At 62.8% G+C, this 18,282-nt stretch carries 11 protein-coding genes, 1 tRNA gene and 1 pseudogene; 8 read left to right on the top strand and 5 right to left on the bottom strand.

The window, feature by feature from the left end:
- The 3 genes from ACO06J_RS12095 to ACO06J_RS12085 all read left to right on the top strand — a co-directional run bounded on the left by ACO06J_RS12095 (position 1) and on the right by ACO06J_RS12085 (position 2,357).
- On the top strand, positions 1 to 1,041 hold the full coding sequence (locus tag ACO06J_RS12095) for a trans-3-hydroxy-L-proline dehydratase (protein WP_421760966.1): 1,041 nt from the start codon (positions 1 to 3) through the stop codon (positions 1,039 to 1,041).
- On the top strand, positions 1,041 to 2,144 hold the full coding sequence (locus ACO06J_RS12090) for a cis-3-hydroxy-L-proline dehydratase (protein ID WP_421760965.1): 1,104 nt from the start codon (positions 1,041 to 1,043) through the stop codon (positions 2,142 to 2,144). The genes ACO06J_RS12095 and ACO06J_RS12090 overlap by 1 nt, the downstream gene beginning before the upstream one ends.
- Before the next feature lie 139 nt (positions 2,145 to 2,283).
- Positions 2,284 to 2,357 (top strand) — tRNA-Gly (locus tag ACO06J_RS12085).
- Positions 2,358 to 2,395: 38 nt separating this feature from the next.
- Here ACO06J_RS12085 and ACO06J_RS12080 read toward each other — a convergent pair.
- The gene (locus ACO06J_RS12080) at positions 2,396 to 4,993 is read right to left on the bottom strand and encodes a pectate lyase (RefSeq protein ID WP_421760964.1); all 2,598 of its coding nucleotides are present in this window, start codon (positions 4,991 to 4,993) and stop codon (positions 2,396 to 2,398) included.
- A gap of 719 nt (positions 4,994 to 5,712) precedes the next feature.
- Here ACO06J_RS12080 and ACO06J_RS12075 point away from each other — a divergent pair.
- Positions 5,713 to 6,870 carry a Gfo/Idh/MocA family protein gene (locus ACO06J_RS12075; RefSeq protein ID WP_421760963.1) on the top strand — a complete coding sequence of 386 codons (1,158 nt, stop codon included), beginning with the start codon at positions 5,713 to 5,715 and terminating at the stop codon, positions 6,868 to 6,870.
- 142 nt (positions 6,871 to 7,012) lie between these two features.
- Positions 7,013 to 9,028: a beta-N-acetylhexosaminidase gene (locus ACO06J_RS12070; RefSeq protein WP_421760962.1), complete on the top strand. Its 2,016-nt coding sequence runs from the start codon at positions 7,013 to 7,015 to the stop codon at positions 9,026 to 9,028.
- Positions 9,029 to 9,034: 6 nt separating this feature from the next.
- Here ACO06J_RS12070 and ACO06J_RS12065 read toward each other — a convergent pair whose 3' ends face one another.
- On the bottom strand, positions 9,035 to 10,507 hold the full coding sequence (locus ACO06J_RS12065; RefSeq protein WP_421760961.1) for a M81 family metallopeptidase: 1,473 nt from the start codon (positions 10,505 to 10,507) through the stop codon (positions 9,035 to 9,037).
- A gap of 179 nt (positions 10,508 to 10,686) precedes the next feature.
- Here ACO06J_RS12065 and ACO06J_RS12060 point away from each other — a divergent pair, with 179 nt between their 5' ends.
- A complete protein-coding gene (locus ACO06J_RS12060) occupies positions 10,687 to 11,943 on the top strand; it encodes a D-amino acid dehydrogenase (protein ID WP_421762499.1) in 1,257 nt (418 codons plus the stop codon).
- Positions 11,944 to 12,228: 285 nt separating this feature from the next.
- Here the strand turns inward: ACO06J_RS12060 and ACO06J_RS12055 are convergent.
- Positions 12,229 to 13,590: pseudogene (locus ACO06J_RS12055) on the bottom strand (glycosyltransferase family 2 protein); the annotation flags it as partial.
- Between the two features lie 320 nt (positions 13,591 to 13,910).
- Between ACO06J_RS12055 and ACO06J_RS12050 the strand changes: the two are divergent.
- A complete protein-coding gene (locus tag ACO06J_RS12050; protein WP_421760960.1) occupies positions 13,911 to 14,723 on the top strand; it encodes a transporter substrate-binding domain-containing protein in 813 nt (270 codons plus the stop codon).
- Between the two features lie 11 nt (positions 14,724 to 14,734).
- Here the strand turns inward: ACO06J_RS12050 and ACO06J_RS12045 are convergent, their stop codons facing one another.
- On the bottom strand, positions 14,735 to 15,139 hold the full coding sequence (locus ACO06J_RS12045; RefSeq protein ID WP_421760959.1) for a tellurite resistance TerB family protein: 405 nt from the start codon (positions 15,137 to 15,139) through the stop codon (positions 14,735 to 14,737).
- A 184-nt stretch (positions 15,140 to 15,323) separates the two neighbouring features.
- Between ACO06J_RS12045 and ACO06J_RS12040 the strand changes: the two genes are divergently transcribed.
- The gene (locus tag ACO06J_RS12040; RefSeq protein WP_421760958.1) at positions 15,324 to 16,931 is read left to right on the top strand and encodes a lysine--tRNA ligase; all 1,608 of its coding nucleotides are present in this window, start codon (positions 15,324 to 15,326) and stop codon (positions 16,929 to 16,931) included.
- Here ACO06J_RS12040 and ACO06J_RS12035 read toward each other — a convergent pair.
- Entirely contained in the window at positions 16,921 to 18,207 is a 1,287-nt protein-coding gene (locus tag ACO06J_RS12035; protein ID WP_421760957.1) for a chloride channel protein, read from the bottom strand. The two genes, ACO06J_RS12040 and ACO06J_RS12035, sit on opposite strands and share 11 nt — an antisense overlap.
- Between the last annotated feature and the right edge of the window lie 75 nt (positions 18,208 to 18,282).

Below are 18,282 nucleotides of genomic sequence, written 5' to 3'. Positions count from 1 at the left end.
ATGCGTTCCAGCAAGCTCGTCCATATTGTCTCCGCCCATGCCGAGGGTGAGGTCGGGGATGTCATCGTCGGCGGCGTCACCCCGCCTCCCGGCGCCACCATCTGGGAGCAGCGCAACTTCATCGCCACCGACGAAACGCTGCGCAATTTCGTGCTCAACGAACCCCGCGGTGGCGTCTTCCGTCACGTGAGCCTCCTCGTGCCGCCCAAAAATCCTGCAGCGCAGATGGGCTGGATCGTCATGGAGCCGCAAGACACGCCGCCAATGTCGGGCTCGAACTCGATGTGCGTCGCAACCGTGCTGCTCGATACCGGGATTCTCCCGATGAGCGAGCCGATCACGAGGCTGGTGCTCGAAGCCCCCGGCGGCCTGATCGACGTCACGGCCGAATGCCGGAACGGCAAGGCCGAGCGGATCCACGTCACCAACCATCCCTCCTTTGTCGACAAGCTCGACGCCATGATCGAGGTCGAGGGCATCGGCTCCGTCCGCGTCGACACCGCCTATGGCGGAGACAGCTTCGTGTTTGTCTCAGCAGCCCGGCTGGGCTTCAGCCTCGCCCCCGATGAGGCGCGCGACCTCGCAACCACAGGCATGAAAATTACCCGCGCCGCCAACGAGCAACTCGGCTTTACCCACCCGGTCAATCCCGAGTGGAACCACATCTCGTTCTGCCAGATCACAGCCCCCGTCGAGCGCAACGCCGATGGCATCCTCAGCGCCACCAATGCGGTCGCGATCCGGCCGGGCAAGATCGACCGCTCGCCCTGCGGCACCGGCTGCTCGGCGCGCATGGCGGTGCTCCATGCACGCGGCGAAATGCAGGTCGGTGAGCGCTTCATCGGCCGCTCGATTATCGGCTCCGAGTTCCATTGCCGGATCGAGCGTGCGGTCGAGATCGGCGGCCGCCCCGCAATCGTTCCGGTCATCTCCGGCCGTGCCTGGATCACCGGCACGCGGCAGGAAATGCTCGACCCCGCTGACCCCTGGCCGGCCGGCTACCGGCTATCTGATACCTGGCCCCTCGAAGGACGTTTCTGATGAAGATCACGGCAATAAAATACTGGCAGGTCGACCTTCCGCTGCGCGAAGGCCGCTACAAGTGGAGCGGTGGCAATTTCATCGACGTGTTCGACTCAACCGTCGTCGCCGTTGAAACCGACGCCGGCATCACCGGCTATGCCGAATGCTGCCCGCTGGGGTCGGCCTATCTGCCGGCCTATGCCAAGGGCGTGCGGGCTGGGCTCGAGGAACTGGGCCCCAAATTGATCGGCATGGACCCGACCGCGCTCGGACCGCTCAACCGCAAGATGGATGCGGTGCTCCGTGGCCACCCTTATGTGAAAGCACCGATCGACATCGCCTGCTGGGACATCCTCGGCAAGGTTTCGGGCCTGCCGGTCTATACGCTCCTCGGCGGCGCCGAGCAGGACGATATCAAGCTTTACCGCGCCATCAGCCAGGAAGACGCTGGCGTCATGGCGCAAAAGATCGCCGGCTACCGCGCCGAGGGCTACACCAAATTCCAGCTCAAGGTCGGCGGCAACGCCAACGATGACATCGAGCGCATCCGTGCCTGCCGTGCCATCCTCCAGCCGACGGATATCCTCGTCTGCGACGCCAATACCGGCTGGACCATGGCCGACGCGGCGCGCGTGGTGAACGCGGTGCGCGATCTCGATGTCTATATCGAGCAGCCCTGCATGAGCTACGACGAGAGCGCTTCGATCCGCCGCCGCACCTCGCTGCCGTTCATTCTCGATGAGAATATCGATGGCGTCGGCATGCTGCTCAAGGGCCTCGCAGAGGACGCCTTTGACGTCATCAACCTCAAGATCTCCAAGGTCGGCGGGCTGACCAAGGCCAAGCAGATCCGCGATCTCTGCGTCGCCAACCGCATCCCCATGACCATAGAGGACACCTGGGGCGGCGACATCGTCACAGCCACCATTGCCGCTCTAGCCCGCTCCACCCCGGAAGAGCTCTGCTTTTCGGCGACCGACTTCAACTCCTACGGCACGGTCGATATTGCGGATGGCGCCCCTAAACGTGTCAACGGTACCATGACCGCTCCAGATGTCCCCGGCCTTGGCATCACGCCAAAATTTGAACGTCTGGGAAAGCCGACAACCGTCAGCGTGTAGGGAGTGGGGAAGAGCAGGCCCGTCAGACTGGCTGCACAGCGGGCTCTTCTGCGCAACTGGCCGTCCACGAGGGCGATACCGCAGAGCCTGCACCCACCACCTTGACGCCCGCACCCATTTCCAGCAAAACGAGCGCATCGCGGGTGTAGCTCAATGGTAGAGCAGAAGCTTCCCAAGCTTACGACGAGGGTTCGATTCCCTTCACCCGCTCCAAGCACTCTGCTGGAAGTGTTGCGAACGGGGCCGGGGGCTTACAGGCCCGAGAGTTCGAGCGCGGGCAGGACCATTTCGCAGGTTTCGACTACCTTGCGCGTCGAGATCATTCCAGCGTCGTCGAACTCTGCCGTTGCCCCGCCCTCGCTTGCGAATGTGCGCAATGCCTCGCGATTTTGCAGCAGGGCTTCAAGGGCTTCGTCTCGGGTAAGTTTGGCTTTGGCTACAGCTAGGGCGGCAGGACCAATTTCGGCCGCGTCAGCCTGGCGAAGGGCACGAATTACTTCAGGAAATTTCTCGATCCAGCGATAGCCCGCCTGGCGCTCAGCCGAAATTTCGTTGAGCGCGTAGTGCACCGAGCCATCGCGGTCACCGAAGATCGGCCGATTTGTGCCGATCTCGTAAAGCCTTGACCAGGTATCCGGAGCGATCTCGCGAGCCTTCAGCCAGGTTTTTCCAAGCTTGATTGCAGCCAGCAGGTGCGGTGACTGGATCAACTGGTAGAAATCGGTCAATAACGTCAGAGCCCTGCCAGACTCGAGGCTCGCATAGGCGGCAGGCTCAAAGGCGCGTGCGGCAACAGGCTTGCCCGCTTCGTCGTACTGTTGCGCCCACGCGCCTTCCGGCGACTGGCGGTCAAGGAGGAATTGCGCTCCCCGGATAGCCGCCTCCCGATAGCGCGGCTCGTTGAACTCGTTAAAGCCGCGGATCAGGCTGGAAATAGCGGAAGTGGTCACGCCATCGTTGAGGGTGCTGAAGCTTGAATAGGATCCCAAGGAGAGCTTGAGCGGCCAGCCGCCATCCGTGTTCTGCGCATTGACGAGGAAATCCAGCCCAGCCCGGGCGGACATCTCGAAGCGCCTGCGGTCCTCAGGCTTCAGCTCGAGTTTGCGTAGGTCGAGAAGCAAGCCGATCGCTTGCGACGGTCCCCCCTCGTCGAGCGAGTCGGAATCGCCAATCGATTCCGGTGCAACTGGCGGCTCGACAGCGCTGCAATTTTCGGCAAGCACCGCAGCGGGAGCCCAGCCTCCGTCGCGACTCTGGGCACAAACTACGGCTTGCCCCGCCGCTATGGCGGCGGAATTGAAACGGTCTTCGGCGGTCACAGCGCCAAGACGCATCAGGCAGGCGCCGACCCGCGGAGTCGAACCGGATGGACGCATGACGATGGCGCGCGCCGCAATCGGTTTCTGGGTGGTCGCACGCTCATATCGCGTACCTGTTTTGGTGTCGATAAGGCCGGCATAGCCGCCATCAACGCCGGTTTGAATGAAACGATCCAGCACACCGGTCAGTGACGTGGTCAGGCTCCTGGTGCTGATCCCGTCAAGCAGGGCTCCATTGCGTATGTAGTGGTTGAAGGCGCTGCTGCTTCCAGCCTGTCGGTACGTGTCTGCGATTGTGGTTTCAATGTGTGGATCGACCCCGAACCTGCGAAACAACACCTGGCTCGGCCGGTACGCTGCGAGCACCACCGACACATCAGTCCAGTCGATATTTCCAGCGTGAATGCGCTTCCACGAGTAGACCGCCAGCTCAGGCGGCACTAGGAGGCGTGCACGGAAAGCGTCCATGGGCATATCAGTGCCCACCCAGCGACCGAGCGAGGCATAATGCGACAGGCTCCGCGTCGCCTCAAACCCAGGGTCGGCCTGCCAGCCATCTGGCGCAGTCGCCAGGGGGAATCCAAACCAGGCCGATCCGGCCAGGGCCGCCGCGGACACGCCGACGCGAGCAGTCCGAAAGCGCGGCTGCTGCAGAAAGGCCGACCAAGCGATACCTGTGAGCCAAGCTGCCGGAACCAGTAGCAGCAGAATCTGGTGTGACCAGATTGGCGTATGCTCGGCAAGCGATACCGTCGCGACCACCAGCCAGAGCAATGGGGCAATACCGGCTCTGAAGACCCCGCGCCAGCCCACAACGACACCGATTGCAAGCGCCACCAGCAAAGGCAGGTCGCGCTTGAGCTCATCGAAAATCGCGTTAAGGCTGCCCCAAAGTGAGTATTGGGCGCGCACCTGCGGATCGAGGTGGCTGCCGATCAATTGCGTCATTACCGGTTCGTTCGCGATGATGACAATCAAAGCAAATGTAGCGCCAACGCTCAGCAGCACGATCAGCAATGACAGCGATCGCTTGCGCCACGACAACGCCTGCCCTTGCGACCAGGCCAGCCAGAACAGCGCTGGCAGCGCTGCGAGCGTAAACAGCTTTGTCTGTAGCGACAGGCCCATCGCAATACCGGCCGCAATCAGCGCCCAGGGTACCTTTCGCCGGGGCAAGCCGGCCAGATCCATCGCCAGCAACGCCAGTGCAATTGCTGGCAGCCCGATCATCACGGAAACCGACAGAGTGGTGAACAATGCACTTGTTGCCAACAGCACTGTAGCCACGACGGCCCCGCCACGGCCTCCGACGCGGTGCACCAGCCGGTAGAGCGACCAAATGGTCAGGCAGCCGAACCCCAGGATAACTGCCCGAGCCGCCGCCACGTCACCGGGCGCAACCGATTGCAGGGCAGCCAGAATGTACGTCAGGAGCGGCGGTTGATCGTTCCACAGCCGTCCGTATGGGGGCGTACCGATCGCCACCAGCGCGGCCTTGCCCAGGTTCAGACCCTCGTCGGAGTTCTGCATGTAGATCGCCCACCAAGGGCTGGCGACTGAGGCCCAGACTACAAAGCCCAGGGCCATACTTGCACCCGCGAGAGAGGCGGGGACATCCCACTTTGTGGCTCGGGGTCCGAGACTGGTGGCAAGTTTCACGCCCATCCGGACCTTCCATGCGCAATCCAACTATCGCGAGGCGCAATACCACAGTTTGGGAGCGGGCCAAAGAGCCCTTCCTTGTCCATAAGTGCGCAGCGCCTGCCAGTTGTGCTACTTCTGCCGCGCCGAGAGAACCGGCTTTGGTGCGCAGTCGAAATGAGTGTTGAACGGGTCGGTGGGGTGGCTCTTGCGCAGTGAGCAGCATGAGCGCCAGCGGGGTCTACGCTCTCAATGTGCCGACCCGCTCTATGCCCGGCCAGCCCGGATCGCGGCATGCGTTGCATATTTTCAGGCACCATCATGAAGCTTGTGGATAGAAAATACCAACTGGATACCAATTCCGACGTCGCGATTAGAAATCGTGGCAAATAGCTTCTCGCGTTTGGATGAAAATATGCTTAGAACGCCTGCTTTTTGCGCATTAGTCTGATTTTTCAGCCATCTCGCCGGTGGTATGAAATGGTATTGCATTTTCGGTGAAATCGCGTTGACATATCGTCTAGGACGATCCTAGTCATTGAAAATGATTTACAGTGCACCAGGGGTCCGGGACGGGCGCTGGGCATACGACGCGGGCAGGTAGGAATATGAAGGTAGGCATCGTTGGTCTGGGTTTTCGCCTGGGCTACCTGGCGCGAGTTTTTTCTGCGCAGCACGAGGGCTTTGAGGTCGTCGGCTATGTTGACCCCCAGCCTGCCGGCTTGTCCTACACCCAGGAGCACGGTGTTTCCGTCGGCAAGTCCTACGCCTCGCTCGAGGACATGCTGGATGCCGAAAAGCTCGACCTCCTCATGGTCGGCTCCCCCAATCACATGCACCTTGAGCACATCCGCATCGGGCTGGAGCATGGCCTGAAGATCTTCACCGAAAAGCCGGTCGTGACGTCCGTGGACGAGACGCTCGCCCTGGCGCGGCTGCTGTCGCGTTATCCGACCGACCAGGTGATGGTCGGGCTCGTGCTCCGCTATGCCCCGCTTTACGTCGACCTGCGCAAGGCACAGGCGGATGGCCTCCTCGGCGACGTGGTATCGATTGAAGCCTCTGAGCACATTCCGCCCTATCACGGCGCCTTTTTCATGCGCGACTGGCGGCGGTACGAGCACTATTCAGGCAGTTTCATGCTCGAAAAGTGCTGCCACGACCTCGACCTCTACAATGGCGTGATGGGCTGTCGCCCGAAATACGTTTCGAGCTTTGGCGGCCGCAAGACCTTCATCCCCAAGAACGCGCCGCAGGCACTGGGGATCAACGACCTCGAAGTCTACTATCGCAAGCCAAGCGGCTGGATGGGCACCGACAAGGTGTTCGACAGCGACGGCGACATCATCGATTTCCAGACCGCCATCGTCGAATACGAGAACGGCTCGTCGCTCGCCTTCCACACCAATCTTAGTGTGCCCGACGATTTCCGGCGCTTTGCGGTGATGGGCGCCAAGGGTCAGGCCGAGGGTGATTTCGTCCGCAACTTCTTCAAGGTGCACGACTCCCGCACCTCCGCCAAGCTCATCGACAAGGTCTACACGGGCACCGAACTTTCGGTCCACTATGGGGCCGACGAGCAGATGGCGACTGACATTGCCGCGCACGTGCTTGAGGGTACGGCCCTGCCGGTTTCGGTGATCAACGCGCTGGAGGCTGGGTTACTCGCCATGAGCATGGACGAAGCGCGGCGGACCCATACGGTGATCGACATGACCTCTATCTGGCAGCGCTTCGACGCCGCACTCTCCGGTCAGGCGAGCTAGAACGGCGATGGTCTAGCACCGGGAACGCACCGACGCGGCCTGCAGAACACTTCACTAGCCTGCAATCAAGACCAGGAGCCGCAGCAACGGCGACGCCCCTCCCGGGGATTGATTTTCCCTTCGACTTGACCAGGATCCAATCATGACCAGCGGCCCCGTACTGCACCTCGCGACCATCTGGACTCCCGCTCAGGAGGGCTTGCCGCTCTCCTACACCATCCAGTTGACCAATAACGGGACGAGCCCGATTAGCGGCTTCAAGCTCGGCCTCAGCGGTCCGGCCCGCATCGACCTCACCGCCGAAGTCGAGGGCGGAACGCTCGAAAAGCGGCTCTCCAACCACTCGCTGTTTGCACCGTCTGCAGGCTACGTGCTGGCACCCGGCGCCACCTGGGAGATCGTCGCCCGCGGCCTCTCCTATGGCCTGCAGCACTGGAGCGACGGCGCCAACACCGCCTATGTCGTACTGACGGATGGCACCACGCTCCCCGTGGTGACCACTCCGACGCGGTCAACCGCCGCAAATGCCCCCCTGCTCAAGGGCGCTGCGCGATTCCCCGTTACGGCCAAGGCGCCGGTGCCGGTGTCGATCATTCCCTGGCCGAAGGAGGTTGCGGTGTCCGGCGCACGCACCGTGCCGGCAGGTCTGACTCTTATCGCCGATGGGGCAGAGGCGAGCGCCGCCGTCACCGCCTTCACTCAACTGGTCGCCGATCTTTTCCCGGTCGAAGCCCTTGTGCGCCCGACGGCCGAGGGCGGCTTCCCGGTCCATCTCAAGGCGGCGGCGGGACTGGGCAAGGAGGTCTATCAGGTCGCCTTCGCAGCAGACGCTGTCACCATCACCGCCTCCGCGCATGCCGGCTTTCTCTATGGGCTGATCACGCTCGGCCAGGTCCTTCGTGGCGCCAAACAGTACCCAAACACATTTGTGTTCCCGGTGGGCGGCACCATCACCGACGCGCCGGGCTTTGTCTGGCGCGGTACCCATCTCGACGTCGCGCGCCAGTTCTATACCGGCGCCGAGGTCAGCCAGTTGCTAAAGATCATGGCCTGGAACAAGATGAACCGGTTCCACTGGCATCTGTCCGAGGATGAGGCCTGGCGGCTCGAGATTGATGCCTACCCCGAACTCACCCGCATCGGTGCCTGGCGCGGCGAAGGCCTTGCCCTGCCGCCCATGCTCGGCAGCGGACCGGAGCCGACGGGCGGCTATTACAGCAAGGCCGTGGTCCGCGAGATTGTGGCGCTGGCTGGTAGTCTCGGCATCCAGGTGGTGCCGGAGATCGATATTCCCGGCCACTGCTACGCGCTTCTTGAGGCGCTGCCGCACTTGCGCGATCCCAACGAGACCGGCGAATATCAGTCGGTGCAGGGCTTCCCCAACAACTGCCTCAACCCCGCTCACGAGCCGGTCTACACCTTCCTCGAAACCGTGATCGGTGAAGTGCTGGAGCTCTTTCCGGGCGGCATCTTCCACCTCGGCGCCGACGAGGTGCCACTGGCCGCCTGGTCAGGTTCGCCACTGGCGCTGAATCTGCTCGAAAAACTCGCCGGTCCCGAAATGCGCAAGCGCCACGAGGGGCTGACCAACACCACGGGCAACCACGGCGGCGCCGATGCTATTGAGGACTCGCCCACCGCGATCCTCCAGGCGCATTTCATCAGGCGTGTCCACGCCATGATTGCCGCAAAGGGTGCCATCACTGGCGGCTGGGAAGAGGCCGCCCACGGCAACGCCGTCAACAAGTCGAACAGCTATCTGGTCGGCTGGCGCAACGTCGAAATCAACGCCGCGCTCGCGGCCGAAGGCTACGACATCGTCGTCGCCCCCGGCCAGCGCTATTATCTCGACATGGCCAATGGCCTTTCCTGGGCGGAGCCGGGCGCCAGCTGGGCCGGCTGGTCAGGCCCGGAAGAGACCTACGAGTTCGAGCCGCGCGAGGGCATGGGTCCCGACCAACTGAAGCACCTGCTCGGCGTCCAGTCCTGCATCTGGTCCGAACCGATGGTCGACCGCGCCATCTTCGACCGGCTGGTTTTCCCGCGCCTCTCGGCAGTGGCCGAAACAGGCTGGACCGTTCCGGAACGCAAGTCATGGACGCGCTTCAGCGCACTCGTCGGCCTGATGCCGATCATGTACGGCAACTGGGCAGACTGAACGCCGTCAGGCGGCGGTCTCTCCAGCAAACGGGTCATCCACCATCGGCCAGATCGTCCGCCGCGCCTTGCGGTAGTCGGTCGTGGCCGGCGTATTGGGGTAGGGGTGTCCTGCCGAGCAGTAGATGATCTGGGACGCGATCTTCGAGAACGAGCTGAAAAAATGGTTCGTCGACTTGATCAGCAGGATCTTCCGTGAGGTCGGATCAATCTCCAGGGCGCTGAAGAGGCTCGGGTCAAAGCTCTGCGCACGGGTTGAGTTGAGGATCACATCGATCCCGTCAAAGCTGATCCAGGCGGCATCGCCGAACGGCGCCATGCTCTCACCGAACTTCATCTCGGCATTGGCGACAAGCTTCCGCACAGTCACCCTTCGATCGATCGGGTTGCCTGTTTCTGGCGCAGACTTGGCACCGAACCGCAGGGGAATGACTGCGCCTTCGCCAGCCGCAAAGCAGATCTGAACCGCCATCGGATCCCAGATGGTGCCGACGGCAACATCCGTGGCGCCGCGCGCCATCAGCTCAGTGAGGATCACCGTGGCATCGCCCGCCGTGCCGCCGCCGGGATTGTCCCACACGTCAGCAATCACCACCGGCCCCTTGGGCGCCGCGAGCGCTGAGCTCACCGCTGCCTTTTCATCGAGCTGCGGCACCATGAACGTCCCACGCATGGCAAACAGTTCGCGGCCCAGCTTCTCAGCCAGCGCCGCACCCTTTTCCGGCTTGCCGTCGGTGACCACGATCATCCGCGTCCCCATCTCGGGCACGTCGGCAGCCATGAAGCCGTGGATCACCGAGATCGAGAGGATGTCCGGGTCGCTCTTTTCGAGCGTAAAGAGCCGGTCCACAAACGAGCGCATCGGTTCGCGCGACGTCGGGAACACGTCGATCATGCGGCAGTCGAACGTCGACATCACCGGCTTCACATTGCCCTTGAGGGCGTCCACGGCAATGCGCCACAGGTCGCGGGCGCGGTCGACGAAATCGGTATGCGGGAATTCCTTGAAGGCAACAAAGAAGTCTGCCGCCGCAACGCGCTTGGCCGTGAGGTGGCTGTGCGGGTCGAGTTCGGCACAGACGAGGATGTCGGGACCAACAATCTGGCGGACGCGCGACAGGAAATCGCCCTCCGGGTCATCATAACCATCCGCCACCATGGCGCCATGCAGCCCCAGCACCACACCGTCGACCGGCATCGCTGCCTGCAACTGCGCCAGGATTTCATCGCGCAGGCGCTCATAAGTCTTGCGGTTGATCAGCCCAGCTGGGTCTGCCCAGCAGGCCATCCCCTCGATCACCGTCCAGCCCTCGGCCTTGGCAACTTCGCGCCCGACCGTAATCGGTGCGGTGCAAAGGGTCGGCGTATCCGGGTGCTGGCCCGGCGGCGCATAGAGCGACGCTTCAAAGGCGCGGTGGTCGATGCTGATGGGGGAAAAAGTATTGGTTTCTGTGGCCAGGGCGGCGGTGAAGACGCGCACGACAACTCGCAATTTGCTGTTGGAAAAAGGCGCCCGAGCTAGGGCCCTCGATAGCGGACAGCTACCACGTGCCAGCTGCATAAATCACGCAGGAAATTTCGAGAACCGAAGGCAGGCGCCGGAATGCCGTGCCATTCAGTCGCCTTGCTTTTTTGCCCCAACGCGGCATCATGAGTGCCATGAAAATCCTCATTCTGGGCAGTGGCGTGATCGGCGTCACTTCGGCGTTCTACCTGTCGCGTGCTGGACACGAGGTGACGGTGATCGATCGTCAGCCCGGCCCCGGCCTCGAGACCAGTTTTGCCAATGCCGGCGAGATTTCACCCGGCTATGCTTCACCCTGGGCCGGCCCTGGCGTGCCAGTCAAAGCCATCAAGTGGCTGCTGATGCAGGATGGGCCGCTGGTCTTGCGGCCCAAGCTCGACCCCAAAATGTGGATCTGGGGCTTGCAGATGCTCGCCAACTGCACCCACAGGGCCTACGCCATCAATAAGGGCCGCATGGTGCGCCTCGCCGAATTCTCGCGCGACGCCATGATCAGCCTCCGGCAGTTGACCGGCATCGCCTACGATGGCCGGCAGCAGGGTACGCTCCAGCTCTTCCGCTACCAGAGCCAGATGGATCACGCTGGCGAAGATATCGCCGTCCTGAAGCAATACGGCGTGCCCTTCGAAGTGCTCGACAAGGCGGGCTGTGTCGCTGCCGAACCGGGGCTAGCCCACGCAGCAACGGATTTCGTCGGTGGCCTGCGCCTGCCCAATGACGAGACCGGCGACTGCAACATGTTCACCGAGCGGCTCGCGGCGCTCGCGACCGAGGCGGGCGTAAAGTTCCGCTATGGCGTCACCATCAAGCGCATCAATACCAGTGCCGGTGAGGTGACCGGCGTCGAGACCGATACTGGGCTCGAAACCGCTGATGCCTATGTCGTCGCCCTCGGCAGCTATTCGCCGATACTGCTCGCCCCGTTGGGGATCACTCTGCCGGTTTACCCGATCAAGGGCTACTCGCTGACTGTCCCGATCACCGAAGAGAGCGTTGCCCCGGTGTCGACGGTGATGGACGAGACCTACAAGGTGGCAACTACCCGCCTTGGTGACCGCATCCGGGTTGGCGGCACGGCCGAAATCGCCGGTTACGACCTGACGCTGCATCCGTCGCGGCGCGGCCCTCTGGACCGCTCGCTGCGTGACCTGTTCCCGGCAGCCGGTGACGCCAGCAAGGCCATCTTCTGGTGTGGCCTCAGGCCGATGACACCCGATGGTACGCCTGTTTTGGGCCAGACGAAGTACTCAAACCTCTACCTCAACACCGGGCACGGCACCCTCGGCTGGACCATGGCCGCCGGCTCCGGCCGTGTGCTCGCCGATATCGTTTCGGGCCGGACGCCCGAGATCGATGTCAGTGACCTTGGGATGTCGCGGTACAGCGCCTGAACGCTCTGCGCGCGTTCGCCCGTGTTCAGTCTTCGCCCAGAAATACGGTCGCGTCAGTAACTCCCACAGCGCCCGCACCGCCGCCACCGAGTGCAGCAACCAGTAGATCGGCAGCAATAACTGCTGCGGCAGCAGGTCGCGGCGATCAAGCCGCGCCAGGCCTGCCACGACAAGCGCAGCCGGCCCGCCATAGCCCACAAAGATTACTGCTGCCGTCGCGAGATCCCACGCGCTGAACGTCGCCGTGCGGTGCGGCAGAAAGCCAGAAACCACCGAGCTGATCAGAAAGATCGAATGCAACGGCGCCGACAGGATCATGCTGCCAACATAGACTTGGAACCCCAAAAAGCCGCGCCACCCTAAATCGCGAAGTAATTCCAATGGATTGCGGTTGTGCACGATGAAGGTCTGCATCCAGCCTTTCATCCATCGGGTGCGTTGCTTGAGCCAGGCACCCACCGAAATCGGCGCCTCTTCCCGGGTCTGGCTGGCAATGGTCTCGGTCTTGAGTCCGAGCCGCGCCAGGCGCAGCCCAAGGTCGGCGTCCTCGGTAACATTGAACGGGTCCCACCCCCCAACGCGGCGGAGCGCCGAGAGCCGGAAGTGGTTGCTCGTCCCACCCAGCGGCATGGGAAAGCCCAGCCGTGCCAACAGCGGCAGCATCAGCCCGAACTGCCCCGCATACTCCCCCGCAAACAGCGCAGCGATCGGGCTTTCGCGCGCATTGTCGATGGTCAGTTCGGCCTGCAGACAGTCGAGTTCGGGTCGCACGGCAAAGGTACTTGCCGCCAGCCGCAATTGCCCAGGATCGGGGATATCCTCGGCGTCATAAACTACCAGAAATGTGCCCCGCACCAATGGCAGCGCATAGTTGAGCGCCTTCGGCTTGGTGCGCGGATTCGCGTCAGGCACCACCACCAGCTCAAAGCGTGGGTCCCAGAGTTCAGCCACTGCCGCGGCCACCGTCGCACTGCTGCGCGCTTCGACGACAAAGCGGATATCCAGCTTTTCTGGAGGGTAATCGAGCTCCCGTAACGCGGTGCTCAACTGCCCCACCATCGCCGCCTCGTCGCGAAGTGGCAGCAGGATCGAGTAAACCGGGAGTTCGCTGTCCTCGAGCAGCGGAACCACCTCTTGCGCGCGCAGAGGGGCAAGAGCCGCCCAGAGGCGCAGGGCTGCGGGCAGCAACAGGATAGCACCAAGCAACGGCACCAGCACGGGTTGCGCCAGCACGGGTGCCAAGTAAGCCACAAGCAGCAGTCCGATGACCCCCAGTACAAACCCCACGCGGGCCCACTTTGAGAGATCGAGCCCGCCCGTGGCGCGGGGCCAGCGCCGCACCAGCCGCTGCCGCGCCTCATCGAGTAAGCTCGTTTGATAGTCCTCGGCGAGTTGCGCCCGAATGGCCGAGGCAGGGACCACGCACAGATGGCGCCTGAACGCCGGGTCCCGCTCAAACTGTTCCCGGAGCTTCACAAATTGCGTAAAGCGCGGTGCACTATAGACAATTTCCCGGTCGAACAATCGTGCCCTGACCGTGCGGATTTCGCCCAAAGTGTCGATGCGCTGGATGATCGGGCTGCCAGGGAGCGTATTTGGAATGCCCGGAGCAAAGGCAAGTCCAGCCCATGCCGCTGCCCGCTCCATGACCTCGGGCTCACCCAGCTCAAACCGGTTAGAGCAGTAATCCAAAGGATCGACATCGAGCTCAAGCGCGGCTTCAAGGTGACTGGTAACGTCACCACTGTGTTGCAACTGGTCGCGAAGGACATATGCCAGCAGTAGCTTTGCCTGCGACATCAGGTTCACCAATATTGATGCGATCAATAGAGAGAAAATTGTAAGCATATTAGTGACAGTGATGAGCGTGCCGTCAACTGAGAATGCGGACCTGAGGCCAGCGTGCCGCGCCTCTCGCCTTTGGCCGCGAATTGAGCGATAAGCCGGTACCTCGTTGCCGGATGCCCATGCGCGCCTTAGCCCTTGCCCTCGCCTTGTTGCTTGCCGTGCCGGCCGCAGCGCTCGCCCAGGCGCTGCCCTATCACGCCGATCCGAGCGCTCGCGAAATCGTCCCTAACCTGTCGTCGGTCCCCACAATCCGCTTTCTCACCACCGCGGACTTTCCCCCATTCAACTTCCGCGACGACAAGGGCGAACTGATTGGTTTCAATGTCGATCTGGCGCGCGCTATCTGCGCCGATCTCTCCGTCGCGTGCACGGTTCAGGCCTGGCCCTGGGAGCAGGCGGCCAAGGCACTTGAAGACAACCAGGGCGACGCGCTGATCGCCGGACTTGCCATGACACCCGAAACCGGGGCGACGTTCGATTTCTCGCAGATCTATCTCGAACTCCCCGGCCGCTTCGTCACCACCGTTGCGGCCGCCAAAGGCTTCGTGCCCTCAACGCTTGCAGGCAAGCAGGTGGCCGTGCGCAAAGGCTCCGCCCACGCCGAGTTCATGCGGCGCTACTTGCCCGATGCCAAGCTGGTCGAGTTCGACAGCGAACCCCTGGCGCTCGAGGCGGTGCAACAGGGCAAGGCCGATGCCTATTTCGGCGACGCGCTCCGCGCTGCCTTTTGGCTCAACGACAACCAGGGCTGTTGCGACTTCGCCGGTGAGCCCTATTTCCGGCCCGACCTCTTCGGTGGCGGCCTGACCATCGCCGTCCCCGCTGGCCGCGATGCCGTGCGGCTCGCCATCGACTACGGCCTGCGCCGGCTCAAGCGCTCAGGCGTCTATGATGAACTGTTCCTGCGCTGGTTCCCGGTGAGCTTCTACTAGCTCCGCCCCTGCTAGGCCTTGCGCATCCGGGCGCGGGCCGAGGCTTCGATCGCCGCTGTCACCAGCCGGTCAACCTCAAGCCGGTCGCGCACCATTTCCAGCAGCCGCAGTTCTTCCTGCGGCAATTGCACATCGACCACGGCCACCTCGACGGCGAGGGCATAGGCCGTGTCATGCAGCCGCTTCGGGATCGCGGCGAATGCCAAGTCCAGCACCCCGTCGAGGCCGGTCTTGTTGGTCTCGTCGACGGCGTCGTTGGCGACCTTTTCGAGCCGGGCAATATCGAAGCCGTCGAATACCGGTGAACGCTCGATCAGGCTGGCGATCACGGCCAGTTCGTGGTCGGAAATCCCTTCATCGGATGAAGCGGTGACGACCATCACGTAGATCAGTGCGTCCTGGGTGGACAATGCCATGGCAACCTCTGGGGCAAGCGAAGTGCCGCATACCTAAGGAGCACCGCGCCACTTGGCAAGCATTGGGGTGTGCCGCCCCAACGTGCCGCCCCAACGTGCCGCCCCAACGTGCCGCCATTGACGGGACGTTACGCGTGGTGCAATTGAGCGGCCTTCCAGACCTCCATAGCCCAAGGCCTTTGCCGTGTCCGCACCGCTGCCGACCCTCGACCCCGCCTTCTTCGACGCCGCACAAACGGCGCGCGCCTGGCCGTTCGAGGAAGCGCGGAAAATCGTCGCGCGGCTGCAGCGTACCGGCAAGACCGAGGCGCTGTTCGAAACCGGCTACGGCCCCTCGGGCCTGCCGCATATCGGCACCTTTGGCGAAGTGGCGCGCACCACCATGGTGCGGACCGCCTTCCGTCTACTGACCCGCGACGAGATCCCGACCCGGCTGCTGTGCTTTTCTGATGACATGGACGGGATGCGCAAGATCCCGGAAAACGTCCCCGATCGCGCCGCGCTCGAACCTTACGTGCAGATGCCGTTGACCGCGGTGCCGAACCCGTTTGGTGGCGACTACAAGAGCTTTGGCGACCACAACAACACCATGTTGCGGCGCTTCCTCGATACCTTCAATTTCAACTACGAATTCGCCAGCGCCACCGAATACTACAAGGCTGGCAAGTTCGACCCAATCCTGCTGCGCGCCGCCGAGCGCTACGACGAGATCATGGCGGTGATGCTCCCCACGCTCGGGCCGGAGCGGCAGGCGACCTATTCGCCGTTCCTGCCGATCTCGCCGCAAAGTGGCCGCGTGCTCTACGTGCCGATGAAGCACGTCGATGCCAAGGCGGGCACCATCACCTTCGACGATGAGGATGGCACCGAGACCACCCTGCCGGTGACCGGCGGGCATGTGAAGCTGCAGTGGAAGCCGGATTTTGGCATGCGCTGGGCTGCACTTGGCGTCGATTTCGAAATGTTCGGCAAGGACCACCAGACCAACGCCCACATCTACGACCAGATCTGCCGTATCCTCGGTGGTGTGGCGCCCGAGCACTATGTCTATGAACTGTTCCTCGACGAGAACGGCCAGAAGATCTCGAAGTCCAAGGGCAATGGCCTGACCATCGATGAGTGGCTGACCTATGCCTCGCCCGAGAGCCTCGCGCTTTACATGTTCCAGAAGCCGCGGGTGGCCAAGCGCCTCTATTTCGACGTCATCCCGCGCGCCGTCGACGACTACTACCAGTATGTCGCGAGCTATAGCGGCCAGGACGCCGTGGCGGCGCTCGACAACCCGGCCTTCCATATCCACTCGGGCAAAGTGCCCGTGCTCGATATGCCGGTCAGTTTCGGGCTGCTGCTCAACCTCGCGTCCGCTTCCAATGCGCATGACGTCTCGGTGATGTGGGGCTACCTCAGCCGTCGCATGCCGGGCGTGACGGCTGCGACCAATCCAGAGCTCGACCGGCTCGCTGCCTATGCCGTGCGTTACTTCCAGGACGAGGTGCTGCCCACCAAGAGCTTCCGCGCACCCACCGACAAGGAACGAGCCGCCCTGCAGGACCTTGCCGATCAGCTCGAAGGCCAGGACGCCCTCGGCCACAAGGAACTGCAGGATATCGTCTATGCCGTGGGCAACGGGCACCAGTTCGTGCCGCTGCGCGACTGGTTCGGCGCCATCTACGAAGTGCTGCTCGGCGCTGAACAAGGTCCGCGCTTCGGCTCGTTCATCGCGCTCTATGGCGTTCCGGAGACCCGCAAGCTGATCGCAGATGCGCTCGCCAGCAGGCTGATCAAGTCTTAGCGACGGGATCGGCTCGATTTTCATCGGCTTTGGGCCGGAAGGATTTGGAGAGGCCGTGATAGAGCCGCTCCTTGCAAACGATTGCGGCTACGCCCTCGGCGATGAGCGCGGTTGCAAACAACGCCAGTAACATGGCGTGGCTATCGGTCATCTCCATGATGATGATGACCGATGTCAGCGGAGCCCGGACCACACCAACGAAATAAGCGGTCATGCCGATGAGCGCGATCGCCCCCGGCGGCATGCCGCCGAATAGTGGTGCCAGGAGCCCGCCGAGACCTGCGCCGACCGAAAGCGACGGCGCAAAGATACCGCCCGGAATGCCGCTGATAGCCGTGGCGAGGGTCGCGAGGAATTTGGAGGGCGCGAACCATATCGGCTGTGAGGCACCTTCAATGAGAGTTCGCGCCGGCTCGTACCCGGTTCCCCAGGTTGAGCCCGTTGCAATCCCGATGATTGCAACGATCACACCGCAAGAGGCGGCGAACAGCACCGGATGACGCCGCACCGGTCCAAGTATCTTTGCGGTGCCGGTGGCAACAAACAGCACAACCCGCGAAAACAGAGCACCACCGATCCCGCCAATGACTGCGACAATCGGAATGACCAACAGGCCCGACTGGATCGACAACGTCTCATGCTGAGCGCCGAAATAGACGTAGTCGCCTGCGAGCCCGAGGCTAACGAGACCCGCAATCATCACCGCGGCCATCACCAACAGCGTCAGCCGCTGCTCATAGGCAGATGCCAGTTCCTCGACCGCAAAAGCGATACCGGCGAGGGGCGTATTGAACGCGGCGGAAACGCCTGCAGCGCCACCTGCAATCACCACTGCCGCGGACAGCGGCACGCCAAACAGCCGATGAACCGCGGTCATCAAGGCTGCGCTGATCTGAACCGTCGGCCCCTCGCGGCCCGATGATGCCCCCAGCAGCAGGCCAGCAATTGTCATCACGAGCTTGAACGCAGCCGTCTTCAACGACAGCATGGGTGACAGCTCCGGCTGGTGGAACTGGGCAGCGCCAATCACCTGCGGAATACCGGATCCCCGCGCGTCTGGCGCGCAACGGCGGGTCAGCCAAACGAGGGCGGCAAAGCCGCATGGCGTCAGAAAAAGCGTCGTCCAACTGAACGAGACAGCAAATCCCGCGAAAGCGCGCTGCGCAGCGTCCGCCATGTAGGCAAAGGCGAGCGCTACCAGTCCAATCAGGATCGCACCTGTAAGGGTTGCGACACGGCGACGAAACGTCTGTGCTAGTGCCGCCGAGCGGGTCATTGTCTGGGCCTGTCTGCTGTACATGTCGCTGCAATGCGTCACTCATGCGGCAAGCGTCAACCCGCAACGACAGTC

The organism is Devosia sp. (assembly GCF_965229025.1).
Taxonomy (GTDB): Bacteria; Pseudomonadota; Alphaproteobacteria; order Rhizobiales; family Devosiaceae; genus Devosia_A.
Note: the sequence above shows the minus strand (reverse complement) of the source record. Positions and strands in the feature narration are given on the sequence as shown.

What these genes read in the sequence shown, in the direction of transcription:
- ACO06J_RS12075 (WP_421760963.1), top strand. Translation starts at nt 5,713, where the DNA reads ATGAAGGTAGGCATCGTTGGTCTGGGTTTTCGCCTGGGCTACCTGGCG.
- ACO06J_RS12070 (WP_421760962.1), top strand. Translation starts at nt 7,013, where the DNA reads ATGACCAGCGGCCCCGTACTGCACCTCGCGACCATCTGGACTCCCGCT.
- ACO06J_RS12095 (WP_421760966.1), top strand. Translation starts at nt 1, where the DNA reads ATGCGTTCCAGCAAGCTCGTCCATATTGTCTCCGCCCATGCCGAGGGT.
- ACO06J_RS12060 (WP_421762499.1), top strand. Translation starts at nt 10,687, where the DNA reads ATGAAAATCCTCATTCTGGGCAGTGGCGTGATCGGCGTCACTTCGGCG.
- ACO06J_RS12080 (WP_421760964.1), bottom strand. Translation starts at nt 4,993, where the DNA reads ATGCAGAACTCCGACGAGGGTCTGAACCTGGGCAAGGCCGCGCTGGTG.
- ACO06J_RS12045 (WP_421760959.1), bottom strand. Translation starts at nt 15,139, where the DNA reads ATGGCATTGTCCACCCAGGACGCACTGATCTACGTGATGGTCGTCACC.
- ACO06J_RS12090 (WP_421760965.1), top strand. Translation starts at nt 1,041, where the DNA reads ATGAAGATCACGGCAATAAAATACTGGCAGGTCGACCTTCCGCTGCGC.
- ACO06J_RS12035 (WP_421760957.1), bottom strand. Translation starts at nt 18,207, where the DNA reads ATGACCCGCTCGGCGGCACTAGCACAGACGTTTCGTCGCCGTGTCGCA.
- ACO06J_RS12050 (WP_421760960.1), top strand. Translation starts at nt 13,911, where the DNA reads ATGCGCGCCTTAGCCCTTGCCCTCGCCTTGTTGCTTGCCGTGCCGGCC.